The sequence below is a fragment of the Enterobacter cloacae complex sp. 382A5 genome (assembly GCF_050031095.1).
Lineage (GTDB): Bacteria > Pseudomonadota > Gammaproteobacteria > Enterobacterales > Enterobacteriaceae > Enterobacter > Enterobacter cloacae.
Genome location: NZ_JBLGVK010000001.1, coordinates 1,314,684 through 1,327,052, shown reverse-complemented (window position 1 = coordinate 1,327,052; position 12,369 = coordinate 1,314,684). Strand labels below are relative to the sequence as shown.

13 protein-coding genes are annotated in these 12,369 nt (G+C 55.7%); 3 read left to right on the top strand and 10 right to left on the bottom strand.

Going from position 1 to position 12,369, the window contains the following annotated elements:
- The 3 genes from sdhA to sdhC are packed head-to-tail and all read right to left on the bottom strand — an operon-like array spanning window position 1 to window position 2,512.
- Window positions 1-1,767 (bottom strand): succinate dehydrogenase flavoprotein subunit, encoded by a 1,767-nt coding sequence (gene sdhA / locus ACQG2G_RS06260; RefSeq protein ID WP_014831113.1) that lies wholly within the window; start codon window positions 1,765-1,767, stop codon window positions 1-3.
- Window positions 1,767-2,114: a succinate dehydrogenase membrane anchor subunit gene (gene sdhD, locus ACQG2G_RS06255; RefSeq protein WP_008501088.1), complete on the bottom strand. Its 348-nt coding sequence runs from the start codon at window positions 2,112-2,114 to the stop codon at window positions 1,767-1,769. Before sdhD ends, sdhA begins: the two co-directional genes overlap by 1 nt.
- Entirely contained in the window at window positions 2,108-2,512 is a 405-nt protein-coding gene (gene sdhC, locus ACQG2G_RS06250; RefSeq protein WP_020684965.1) for a succinate dehydrogenase cytochrome b556 subunit, read from the bottom strand. The genes sdhD and sdhC overlap by 7 nt, the downstream gene beginning before the upstream one ends.
- Window positions 2,513-3,151: 639 nt before the next feature.
- On the opposite strand from sdhC, the gene ACQG2G_RS06245 reads away from it, so the two are divergent.
- Complete coding sequence (locus ACQG2G_RS06245) at window positions 3,152-4,435, top strand: citrate synthase (protein ID WP_013097545.1); 1,284 nt, start codon at window positions 3,152-3,154, stop codon at window positions 4,433-4,435.
- 99 nt (window positions 4,436-4,534) lie between these two features.
- On the opposite strand, the gene nei is transcribed toward ACQG2G_RS06245, so the two are convergent.
- From nei to ACQG2G_RS06210, 7 genes are all read right to left on the bottom strand, one after another.
- Window positions 4,535-5,326 carry an endonuclease VIII gene (gene nei, locus ACQG2G_RS06240; RefSeq protein ID WP_061772064.1) on the bottom strand — a complete coding sequence of 264 codons (792 nt, stop codon included), beginning with the start codon at window positions 5,324-5,326 and terminating at the stop codon, window positions 4,535-4,537.
- Between the two features lie 19 nt (window positions 5,327-5,345).
- Entirely contained in the window at window positions 5,346-6,083 is a 738-nt protein-coding gene (gene pxpA / locus ACQG2G_RS06235; RefSeq protein ID WP_020684961.1) for a 5-oxoprolinase subunit PxpA, read from the bottom strand.
- The gene (pxpC, locus tag ACQG2G_RS06230) at window positions 6,070-7,002 is read right to left on the bottom strand and encodes a 5-oxoprolinase subunit PxpC (protein ID WP_013097548.1); all 933 of its coding nucleotides are present in this window, start codon (window positions 7,000-7,002) and stop codon (window positions 6,070-6,072) included. The genes pxpA and pxpC overlap by 14 nt, the downstream gene beginning before the upstream one ends.
- Window positions 6,996-7,652: a 5-oxoprolinase subunit PxpB gene (pxpB, locus tag ACQG2G_RS06225; protein ID WP_040020633.1), complete on the bottom strand. Its 657-nt coding sequence runs from the start codon at window positions 7,650-7,652 to the stop codon at window positions 6,996-6,998. Before pxpB ends, pxpC begins: the two co-directional genes overlap by 7 nt.
- A 14-nt stretch (window positions 7,653-7,666) precedes the next feature.
- A complete protein-coding gene (locus ACQG2G_RS06220) occupies window positions 7,667-8,410 on the bottom strand; it encodes a type 2 GTP cyclohydrolase I (RefSeq protein WP_023621132.1) in 744 nt (247 codons plus the stop codon).
- A 10-nt stretch (window positions 8,411-8,420) separates the two neighbouring features.
- Entirely contained in the window at window positions 8,421-9,833 is a 1,413-nt protein-coding gene (gene phrB / locus ACQG2G_RS06215; RefSeq protein ID WP_057071715.1) for a deoxyribodipyrimidine photo-lyase, read from the bottom strand.
- Window positions 9,834-10,069: 236 nt separating this feature from the next.
- Window positions 10,070-10,276, bottom strand: coding sequence for a YbfA family protein (locus tag ACQG2G_RS06210; RefSeq protein ID WP_013097552.1), 207 nt, complete (start codon window positions 10,274-10,276; stop codon window positions 10,070-10,072).
- Window positions 10,277-10,585: 309 nt separating this feature from the next.
- Between ACQG2G_RS06210 and kdpF the strand changes: the two genes are divergently transcribed.
- Together kdpF and kdpA are read left to right on the top strand one after the other, a co-directional pair.
- Window positions 10,586-10,675: a K(+)-transporting ATPase subunit F gene (gene kdpF, locus ACQG2G_RS06205; RefSeq protein ID WP_014069365.1), complete on the top strand. Its 90-nt coding sequence runs from the start codon at window positions 10,586-10,588 to the stop codon at window positions 10,673-10,675.
- Window positions 10,675-12,354, top strand: coding sequence for a potassium-transporting ATPase subunit KdpA (kdpA, locus tag ACQG2G_RS06200; protein WP_061772646.1), 1,680 nt, complete (start codon window positions 10,675-10,677; stop codon window positions 12,352-12,354). The genes kdpF and kdpA overlap by 1 nt, the downstream gene beginning before the upstream one ends.
- Window positions 12,355-12,369 lie beyond the last annotated feature (15 nt).

Genomic DNA, 12,369 nt, shown 5'->3' with positions numbered 1-12,369 from the left:
TTAGTAAGTACGAATCTTCGGCGGGAACGCCGGACGCAGTTTCGGTTCCATGTTCACCTGACGGCGCGTCATGGTTTCCGACTCTGGCAGATACAGGGAATGGCACAGCCAGTTTTCATCGTCACGATCCGGGAAGTCGAAGCGGCTATGCGCGCCACGGCTTTCGGTACGGAAGTTGGCCGACATCGCGGTTGCGAACGCGGTTTCCATCAGGTTATCCAGCTCAAGACACTCAACGCGCTGGGTGTTGAACTCGCTGGAAGTGTCATCCAGACGGGCGTTTTTCAGGCGCTCGCGGATCGCTTTCAGCTGCTCAAGACCTTTCGCCATCGCGTCACCTTCACGGAATACCGAGAAGTTGTGCTGCATACATTCCTGCAGCGCTTTGCGGATTTCCACCGGATCTTCACCGTTACGGTTACCGTTCCAGCGGTTGAGGCGCTCAAGCGACGCATCAATTTCGTCATCAGTGGCGTCACGCAGCGCGCCCTGTTCGGCAATGGATTCCTGCAGGTGCAGACCCACCGCACGACCAAACACCACCAGATCAAGCAGGGAGTTGCCGCCCAGACGGTTGGCACCGTGTACGGATACGCAGGCAATTTCGCCTACCGCGAACAGGCCTGGGATGACCACATCTTCACCCTGCTCGTTCACGGTCAATGCCTGACCGGTTACTTTGGTCGGAATACCGCCCATCATGTAGTGGCAGGTCGGGATAACCGGAATCGGCTCTTTCACCGGATCGACGTGGGCGAAGGTACGGGACAGCTCCAGAATGCCCGGCAGACGGGATTCCAGCACCTCTTTACCCAGGTGGTCGAGTTTCAGTTTGGCGTGTGGACCCCATGGACCATCACAGCCGCGACCTTCACGGATTTCGATCATGATGGAACGCGCCACCACGTCACGACCCGCCAGGTCTTTCGCATTCGGGGCATAACGTTCCATGAAACGTTCGCCGTGTTTGTTCAGCAGGTAACCGCCTTCACCACGGCAGCCTTCGGTCACCAGAACGCCCGCACCGGCGATACCGGTTGGGTGGAACTGCCACATCTCCATATCCTGCACCGGCACGCCAGCGCGGATAGCCATCCCAACGCCGTCACCGGTATTGATGTGGGCGTTAGTGGTGGACTGGTAAATACGCCCTGCACCGCCGGTCGCCAGCACGGTTGCGCGCGCTTTGAAGTAGACCACTTCACCGGTTTCAATGCACAGCGCGGTACAACCGACAATCGCGCCATCGGCGTTTTTCACCAGATCCAGCGCATACCACTCGGAGAAGATGGTGGTGTGGTTTTTCAGGTTCTGCTGATACAGAGTATGCAGCAGCGCGTGACCGGTACGGTCAGCCGCTGCCGCGGTACGTGCCGCCTGCTCGCCGCCGAAGTTTTTCGACTGGCCGCCAAACGGACGTTGATAGATGGTGCCATTTTCCAGACGGGAGAACGGCAGACCCATATGATCCAGCTCCAGAATCGCTTCCGGGCCAGTCTTACACATATATTCGATGGCATCCTGGTCGCCGATGTAGTCGGACCCTTTTACCGTGTCGTACATGTGCCATTCCCAGTTATCTTCATGGGAGTTACCCAGCGCAACGGTAATACCGCCCTGCGCAGATACCGTGTGGGAACGGGTCGGGAATACTTTAGAGAGCAGCGCACAGGTCTGGCCGCTCTGGGAAATTTGCAGCGCGGCGCGCATACCTGCGCCACCCGCACCAATCACAACAGCATCAAATTCTCTGACTGGCAGTTTCATTACACACCCCACACCACAACGAATCCATAAATAACGTAAACCACCAGTGCAACGACAATGGCCAGCTGCAGAGGAAGGCGAATCGCCAGCGGTTTAACGTAATCGGTCAACACCTGCCACATGCCAATCCAGGCATGAATAAGAATGGAGAACAGCGCCAGCAGGGTGAACACTTTGGTGAAGGCAGATCCGAAGAACCCGCTCCAGATTTCCCACGTCAGCGTGCCGCTGGTCGCGAAGAAACCGATCATATAGATGATGTAGAGGGTGAGAACGATGGCGGTAGCACGGACCAGAATGAAGTCATGTACGCCGTTGCGTCCTAATGCGGAGGCGTTGCTTACCATACGAGAACTCCTGCGAGAAGTGAAAGCACGACTGTAATCACAAATGAAATGTTAGCGGAACGTTTCCCGGCTTCGAAAGTCTCTTCCAGGTAACCAAAGTCCATCAGCATATGGCGAACACCCACCACAACGTGGTACGCCAGCGCGGTCAGAATGCCCCACATGATGAATTTCACGAAGAAGCTGTTCATGATGGCAGAGGCCTGGAGGAATCCTTCAGGAGAAGAGAGACTGGTGCCCAGTAACCACAGCAGAATGCCTACCGCCACAAACGTAATCACACCCGATACACGGTGCAGAATGGACGCTATTGCTGTTACGGGGAACCGGATCGTTTTGAGATCCAGATTGACAGGTCTTTGTTTTTTCACATTTCTTATCATGAATAACGCCCACATGCTGTTCTTATTGTTTCCTTCCTCCGGACTGCGATGCGGGTCAGACAGCGTTCCTTTTCTATAACTGCGCGTCATGCAAAACATTGCTTCCAAATGCTAAAACGACACGTTACAACGCTGGGTGGCTCGGGATTGCAGGGTGTTCCGGAGACCTGGCGGCAGTATAGGCCGTTCACAAAATCATTACAATTAACCTACATACAGTTTGTCGGGTTTTCTCTGGAACAGTGATCAGGGTCACGATAACAACATCTTTTTAATTTTTAATCATCTGATTTGACAAATGTTAAACAATATTGTTACAAACGTCATCAGAAAAGGCATATAATGCGCAAAAGTTATGAGGTCTCTCTTTCACCTGACAAATAGTTATGTAACAGTGTGATGGTATTGACCGAAGTTATCAGGACAGTTATTAGTGATATACAGGTTTGAAAAATTCGGACTGCAAAAACGCTGATTTGCTGTTGTTTCACTGATATTTCATTCGTTTACCTGCAAGGCGCCATAGCTCTGTACCCTGGTTTGTCCTCGTGAGCTGAGCGGTAAGCCAAATAACAATCTGGTAACGGTGATTAACAGCTGAAAGCAAATCCGGTAAAGCGCAGTCTTAAGCATAAGGCGCTAAGGAGACCGTAAATGGCTGATACAAAGGCAAAACTCACCCTCAACGGTGGTGATGCTATTGAACTGGATGTGCTAAAAGGCACGCTCGGTCAGGATGTTATTGATATCCGTACGCTGGGTTCCAAAGGAGTGTTCACCTTTGACCCTGGATTTACCTCTACCGCATCTTGCGAATCCAAAATCACCTACATTGACGGTGACGAAGGTATCCTGCTCCATCGCGGCTTCCCCATCGATCAGTTAGCCACCGAATCCAACTATCTGGAAGTGTGCTACATCCTGCTGAACGGCGAAAAACCGACGCAGGCACAGTACGATGAATTCAAAACCACCGTGACCCGTCACACCATGATCCATGAGCAGATTACCCGTCTGTTCCATGCGTTCCGTCGTGACTCTCACCCGATGGCGGTGATGTGCGGGATTACCGGTGCGCTGGCGGCGTTCTACCATGATTCACTGGACGTGAATAACCCGCGTCACCGTGATATCGCGGCGTTCCGCCTGCTGTCCAAAATGCCAACCATGGCGGCAATGTGTTACAAATACTCTATCGGCCAGCCGTTTGTGTATCCACGTAACGACCTCTCCTATGCCGGTAACTTCCTGCGCATGATGTTCTCCACACCGTGCGAAGAGTACGAAGTGAACCCGGTGCTGGAACGCGCGATGGACCGTATTCTGATCCTGCACGCTGACCACGAACAGAACGCCTCGACGTCCACCGTCCGTACCGCAGGCTCTTCAGGTGCGAACCCGTTCGCCTGTATCGCTGCGGGCATCGCCTCCCTGTGGGGACCGGCGCACGGCGGCGCGAACGAAGCTGCACTGAAGATGCTGGAAGAGATCAGCACCGTTGAGCACATTCCTGAATTCGTGCGCCGCGCGAAAGACAAGAATGACTCCTTCCGTCTGATGGGCTTCGGTCACCGTGTGTACAAAAACTACGACCCACGTGCAACCGTGATGCGTGAAACCTGCCACGAAGTGCTGAAAGAGCTGGGCACCAAAGACGATCTGCTGGAAGTGGCGATGGAGCTGGAACACATCGCGCTGAACGACCCGTACTTCATCGAGAAGAAACTCTACCCGAACGTAGACTTCTACTCTGGCATTATTCTGAAAGCGATGGGCATTCCGTCTTCCATGTTCACCGTGATCTTCGCCATGGCGCGTACCGTGGGCTGGATTGCGCACTGGAACGAAATGCACAGCGAAGGCATGAAAATCGCCCGTCCTCGTCAGCTGTATACCGGCTACGAGCAGCGTGATTTTAAGTCTGATCTTAAGCGCTAAAAGACGTGGGTGCGGCCTGATGCCCTCACCCCGGCCCTCTCCCACCGGGAGAGGGTGAAAACATTAAAAACGGTAACCTGAGGGTTACCGTTTTACTTTTTACCTCTGGCACCCGGGACACCAGTAAAACGGTCGTGAAGAGAGCGTTGTCTTCTCAATCACCCCACCGCACCGCTCGCACCTCTTCCCCGCCCGATGAAACACCTTAAAGCGGAATAGCGCCCCGTGATGCTTGTTGTCATCTACCACGCCGCGGGTGTTGTACGATAGCCGCGGAATATCCAGCAGCGCGTGAGAGAGCACTTCCAGCTGATCATCCCTCAACTGCGACGCTTTGTGCTGCGGTGCCAGCCCGACCTCCCAGAGAATTTCGACGCGAAGGTAATTGCCTAATCCGGCCAGGAACGCCTGATCGAGCAGTAGCCCGGAAAATTTCCGGTTGCGGAATTTAGGGGATAACAGGCGGGCTTTGACATCGTTCGCCGTCAGACGCATATCCAGCACGTCCGGCCCGACCCGCTGTAAGAACGGGTGCGTAAGCAGTTGCTCCGGCGTTAACATTTCGATATCAGACGCGCTATACAGCAAAATCGCTTTATCCGCGGTTTGCAGCCTGACGCGCAGCACGCGGGTGGTTTGCGGCTGCTCGTTGGCGTTAACCACCCGCCAGACGCCGTAAAGCTGGTTGTGGCTGTATAACGTCAGGTTATGGGAAAAATGCGTGAGTAACGCCTTTCCCCGTGTTTCGATGTGGGTCACCGTTTTTCCCACCAGCGGTGCTTCAAACGGCTTCAGTTGAGGAAAAGCAAACCAGACGTCCGTCAGGGGTTTGCCTTTTATCGCCGCCTCGAGGCTATCCGCAGCGCGGCGGATCTCCGGGCCTTCTGGCATCTCTTTATCCTTATGATTTTCAGGCGCTGACGAGGATCCCCTGCTCTGCAAACGCCGCCCGTAAGCGGCGGGCAAACTGCAGCGCGTGCTCGCCATCACCGTGTAAGCATACTGTGTCAGCCTGAACGCTGGCCGTTGTACCTTCAACCGTTGTTACTGTTCCCTCGCGCACCATCTGAAGGGTCTGCGCCAGCGCCAGAGACTCATCGGTGATCAGCGCGTTGGGCCGGGAACGGGGAACCAGGGTTCCGTCGGGCTGATAGCCTCGGTCGGCAAACACTTCCTGGCGGGTGGTTAACCCCAGACGCTGACCGGCGCGAATCAGCTCGCTCCCCGCCAGGCCAACCAGGATCAGTTGTGGGTTGCAATCGAACACCGCCCGGGCGATGGCCTCTGCCAGCGCGGGGTCGTTCGCCGCCTGATTATAGAGCATGCCGTGCGGCTTCACGTGGCGCAGCGCGCCCTGCTGCGAACGCACAATCGCCTCGAGCGCGCCAATCTGGTAAAGCGTCTGGGCGTAGACCGTCTCGGGCGGGAGATCCATCGCCGTGCGGCCAAAATTCTCCCGGTCAGGGAAGCTCGGATGCGCCCCTATCGCAACACCATTTTTGATGGCATTGCGCACGCTCGCCAGCATCGTTTGGGCATCACCCGCGTGAAAACCGCAGGCGATATTCACCGAGGTGACCAGGGTCATCAGTTCAGCGTCGGCGCTGCCGCCCTCGCCCAGATCGGCGTTTAAATCAATCTTTACCATCAAGCCTCCACGCCAGTTGTTCCAGATAACGCTGCTGGTCCTGCCGCGCCTTCAGCGCCTCCTCCAGGGAGCATTGCACGAAGTGAATCGGCTGTCCGAGAGGGATTTGCGCCAGATGGTAGCGATCGGCCTCAATAATGCAGGCGATGCGCGGGTAACCGCCCGTGGTCTGTGCATCGTTCATCAACACAATCGGTTGACCGTTACCCGGTACCTGAATGACGCCGGGCAACAGACCGTGTGAAAGCAGCTCGCGGTCCGTCGTACGGGTCAGCGGCTGCCCCTGAAGACGATACCCCATGCGGTTACTCTGCGGGCTAATCTTCCACGGCGAGCGCCAGAAAGACTCCTGAGACACCTCATCAAATTCCTGATACTCCGGCCCCGGCAGGGCGCGGATCTGGTTTCCCCACAGGAGCTGTTTTACACCCTGCGCGGTTGAAAAGTGCCGCGTTGACGGTTTTATCGCCAGACGATCGCCATCGCGCAACAAACGTCCTTCGTGGCCGCCAATTCCGGCTTTCTGATCGGTACTGGATGAGCCCAGCACCTCCGGCACGTCAATCCCACCGGCAACGGCAAGATAACTGCGAACCCCATGCTGAGGACGCTTAAGCGTTAAACGCTGTCCGGCTTTTGCCCGCAGCCGCCAGCCGGTCCAGACCGCTTTGCCATCAAGCGTGGCATCGCACCCGGCGCCGGTTAACGCAAACCAGGTCTCCTGACTAAATTCAATGACACACTGCCCCAGCGTAATTTCGAGCGCAGCCGTATTGCCGGGATTGCCCACCAGCACGTTGGCAATCTCCAGTGCTGGTCTGTCCAGCGCGCCACAATAGCTCACGCCAGACTGGCGCATGCCAAAGCGACCCGCATCCTGAACAGAGGTGTAAAGCCCGGCGCGAATAAGCGTTAACATACCCCCTCCTTCTGCGGGATAAAGCGAAGGGTGTCGCCAGGACGCAGGAGGACCGGCGAGTCCAGGTCCGGTTCAAATAACGGCATCGACGTGTGTCCGATGAGCTGCCAGCCCCCCGGCGACGTCAGCGGATAAATGCCCGTCTGTTCGCCGCCAATCGCGACGGTACCCGCCGGCACGCTCAGACGCGGCTCAGCGCGACGTGGCGTATGCAGTGCCGAAGGGAGTCCGCCCAGATACGGGAAGCCCGGCTGGAATCCCAAAAACCAGACCACATAATCAACGGAGGCGTGCAGCTCAACGACCTGTTTTTCGGTTAGCCCACTGTGTTCAGCCACCACGCCAAGATCGGGTCCCCCTGTGCCCCCATACACCACCGGGATCTCAATCGTGCGGGATTCCGGCTCCAGCGCTTCGCTCTCCTCCCACCAGCGCTGTAAACGTTCAATGGCATCCAGTGCCAGCGTATGCGGATTACGCAGCACCACGGTGATGTTATTCATCCCCGGGATCGCTTCAACCACCTCCGGCACATCCACCAGACGCTGCGTTAACCGCCAGATACGCTTTTGGGTAGCAAGGGTGACGGGCGGCTCCAGCTCCAGCACCACCGCCGTTTCCCCCAGAAGATAACAACGCGCTCGCTGCACTCAGGTACCTCTCATCAGGCCGGGTTAGGGATATCAATAAAGGTGACATCCAGATCGGTATTTTCGGTCAGCCATTCGCTCAGGGCGCGAATGCCGCCGCGCTCGGTGGCGTGGTGACCTGCCGCGTAAAAATGCAGCCCCTGTTCACGGGCTGAATGGATGGTCTGCTCGGAGACTTCCCCGGTAATAAAGGCATCAACACCAAAACGCGCAGCGCTATCGATAAAGCCCTGACCGCCACCGGTGCACCAGGCGACACGCTTCACCGTATCCGGGCCGGTATCGCCGCTCCACAGCGGACGGCGGCCCAGACGTGCTTCAATCCAGGAGGCCAGCTCAAGACCCGGTACCGGCATCGACAGCTCGCCCCACGGTACCAGCGGCTCAATTTCACCCATTACGGTGATCCCTAACAGCTGCGCGAGCTGGACGTTGTTGCCAAGCTCGGGATGAGCGTCCAGCGGCAGGTGATAGCCATAGAGGTTGATATCATTTGCCAGCAACGTTTTCAGACGGTTGCGCTTCATGCCGCGAACGATCGGTGATTCGTTCTTCCAGAAATAGCCGTGATGGACGATGACCGCATCGGCCTCCTGACGCACGGCTTCATCCAGCAACGCCTGACTGGCGGTCACGCCGGTGATAATTTTTTGCACCGTGTCGCGCCCTTCAACCTGTAACCCGTTCGGGCCGTAGTCGCTGAAGGCACTGCTGTTCAGTTTTTCGTTGATCAGACTTTCCAGTTCGGTATTTTTCATCATGACTCTCTTACGCTTTGCGGGCCGCTTCGTACGCCGCCAGCGTGGCGACGCGCGCCTGTTTATGTTCAACAATCGGACGAGGATAATCGAGCGTTACGCCCTGTTTGTCCGCCCATGCCCACGGGTCGTGGATCGCCTTAGCGGGAACCGCTTTCAGCGCAGGCAACCAGTGGCGGATAAACGTCCCGTCCGCATCAAATTTTTGTCCCTGCGTGGTGGGATTAAAAATCCGGAAGTAAGGTGCCGCATCGGTTCCGGTCGAGGCCGCCCATTGCCAGCCGCCGTTATTCGCCGCGAGATCGCCATCGATCAGCTGAGAAATAAAATACCGCTCCCCGACACGCCAGTCGATAAGCAGATCTTTCACCAGGAAGCTGGCGGTAATCATCCGCAGGCGGTTATGCATCCATCCGGTTTCATTCAGCTGGCGCATCGCGGCGTCCACAATCGGGTAGCCGGTTTCACCCTTTTGCCAGGCCTGCAGCAGCGTCTCGTTTTGCTGCCACTGCACATTTTCGGTCCAGCGAATGAAAGGACGATGTTTACATAATTCAGGGTGATACGTCATCAGATGACGATAGAATTCGCGCCAGATAAGCTCGTTAAGCCATACCGAACCAGCGCCCCCCTCCAGCGCCTGGGGCTGCTCTGCCAGAAGACGGTGTAAACACTGGCGCGGAGAAAGCACGCCCAGCGCTAAACAGGCCGACAACCGGCTGGTACCTTCAATGGCGGGGAAATCCCGGCGTGCCTCGTAAGCGGCCGCCCCCGTTTTACAGAACTGGCGCAGCTGCGCGATTGCCGCTTTTTCATCAGCCGGGAATAAAGAGTGGTCATACGCCTGTTGCGGATAGTCAAACGTCAGTTCAGGCAGGTCGTTTACACACTCCCCTCGCGCAGACGGCGCGGCAACACACTCCGGCAACGCCTCTTTCAGCCGTTTGATAAATGCATTTTTAAACGGCGTAAAGACCTTATACATCTCGCGATTGCCGGTCATCACGCTGCCCGGCGCCAGCATGACGCTGTCATCAAATCCCTGACACTCTACATCCCCGAGGATGCGCTCAAGCTCGCGATCGCGCTGCTGTTCATTGAATTCGTACTGGTAGTTGTAAAAAAGATGCGTAACGTCGTTCTGCTGACACACCTCCTGTACCGCGCTGAGCTGAGCGGTAAAATCGCTGACCTCTTTGTAAATCAACGGAATGCCTTTTTCCGCCAGCGAACGTTGCAGGGCATTCAGATGCGAACAGAGATAAGCGGCTTGTCGGGGGGCCATATCATGCTGCTGCCACTGTCCGGGAGTAGCGATAAACAGCGCCAGCACGCGGGCGTGTTCAGAGCGACAGGCCGCCGCCAGGGCGATGTTGTCATGCAGGCGCAGATCCGCGCGAAACCAAACCAGATGGGTGGGCATAAAACTCCAGGCAATTGTCCATTATGTCCGTAAGGGCATGCCGTAAAACGAAAAAGGCACGCATTGAACTACTTTGCCATGAAGTGTAGACAGGATGAAATAAGGTAGTGGCTGTTGATGACTCAGAATAAGAAGTTATGCCTGAAAACCACCCAACGAACCGCGAATCAGGAGGGACAAAAAAACCGCCACATTGCTGTAGGCGGTTTGTTTATTGCTGTGTGTAGTCTTTTTTATCAGTAGAAATCACAGGTCGCTTTTTCGGCCTGATCCATCCATACCGGCTTCTCGCTGGTTTTTGCCCAGACGCGGTGCAGATAGCTGTAAAAACGTGCGCGATCTTTCCAGAACAACATCACCGGCAGGGCCAGCACGCCAGCCACTACGGCGAAAGCGCGACGCATGAACACGATATGAGCCGGATACTCTTTATAAAGATCCATATTTTTCTCCCCTGTAGTTGGCCGGAAACTGACTCCGGAAAATTCAAAAACTGTGACCTGGCTAAAATAATATCGCTTTGTTTGTAATTTTACTACTCATCCGACCACTTATTTTTAGCCGTTTAGCCAAAATTTACATTCACACCGTAATTAAGTTACAAAAAAGTTAACGATTTACTTATCAATAGTTAAATTGTGGGCTTTGCCATTTTTATACTTTTTTTACACCCCTCGTCCTGATTTTTGCGAAATCTTTGCGCCATAAATCCTACCGTTAGCACAAATACAAATGTCACCCGGAGGTGGATTGTGAGTGCAGGCCTTATTGCCGGCATCGTGCTGGTATTCCTGTTATTGGGTTATCTGGTTTATGCCCTGATTAATGCGGAGGCATTCTGATGGCTGCTCAGGCGTTTTTGCTTATTGCCAGTTTTTTAGGGGTGTTGTTCCTGCTGGCAAGACCGCTGGGAACAGTGCTGGCAAGGATGATTAACAACGTGGCGCTGCCAGTGGCAGGTCGCGTTGAAAAAGGGATCTGGCGCGTCCTGGGCATTCGGGAGGGGGAAATGAACTGGCGCCAGTATCTGATGGCGATCCTGCTGCTGAATATTGTCGGCCTCATCGTCCTCTTCAGCATGCTGATGCTGCAGGGGAGCTTACCGCTCAATCCACAGCAGTTGCCGGGTCTGTCCTGGCATCTGGCGCTGAACACGGCAGTCAGCTTTGTCACTAATACCAACTGGCAGTCCTATGCCGGGGAAACCACGCTGAGCTACTTTAGCCAGATGGCCGGGTTAACCGTGCAAAACTTCCTCTCTGCTGCCACCGGTATTGCGGTGATCTTCGCGCTCACGCGTGCCTTTGCGCGTCAAAATATCAGCACGCTGGGCAACGCATGGGTCGATCTGACACGCATCACGCTGTGGATACTGCTCCCGGTTGCCCTCATTATCGCGCTGTTCTTTATTCAGCAAGGTACCCTGCAAAACCTGCTGCCTTACGCGCCGTATACCTCTCTGGAAGGGGCAAAACAGCTTTTGCCTATGGGGCCGGTGGCCTCGCAGGAAGCCATTAAGATGCTCGGGACTAACGGCGGTGGCTTCTTCAACGCCAACTCGTCGCATCCGTTTGAAAACCCAACAGCGCTGACCAACTTTGTCGAAATGCTGGCGATCTTCCTGATCCCCGCCGCGCTCTGTTTTGCCTTTGGCGATGTGGTCAACGACCGCCGTCAGGGACGCACCCTTCTGTGGACCATGTCTCTGATCTTCGTGGTCTGCGTCGCGCTGGTGATGTGGGCGGAATGGAAAGGTAATCCGCATTTCCTGACGCTGGGCGCTGACAGCGCGATCAACATGGAAGGGAAAGAGAGTCGCTTTGGCATCCTGTCCAGCAGTTTGTTTGCCGTGGTTACCACCGCAGCCTCGTGCGGGGCGGTTAACGCCATGCATGACTCCTTTACGGCACTGGGTGGCATGATCCCAATGTGGCTGTTGCAGATTGGCGAAGTGGTGTTTGGCGGCGTGGGCTCTGGTCTTTACGGCATGCTGCTGTTTGTGCTGCTGGCGGTGTTTATCGCCGGTCTGATGATTGGCCGTACCCCGGAATACCTGGGCAAAAAAATCGACGTCCGGGAAATGAAATTAACCGCGCTGGCCATTCTGGTCACGCCTGCCCTCGTGCTGCTCGGCACCGCGCTGGCACTGATGACCGAAGCCGGCCGCAGCGGCATCTTTAACCCGGGTATCCATGGCTTTAGTGAAGTGCTCTACGCCGTCTCGTCTGCGGCGAACAACAACGGCAGCGCCTTTGCAGGCTTAAGTGCCAACTCGCCTTTCTGGAACTGTCTGCTGGCATTCTGCATGTTTGTCGGCCGCTTCGGCGTGATTGTGCCGGTGATGGCCATCGCCGGATCGCTGGTAAATAAAAAAATCCAACCGACCACCACCGGCACATTACCGACACACGGTGCGCTGTTTATTGGCCTGCTGACCGGCACCGTGTTGCTGGTAGGCGCCCTGACCTTTATCCCCGCCCTCGCGTTAGGCCCGGTCGCGGAAACCCTCTCTTTACGCTGATTTTGCGGAGAATTG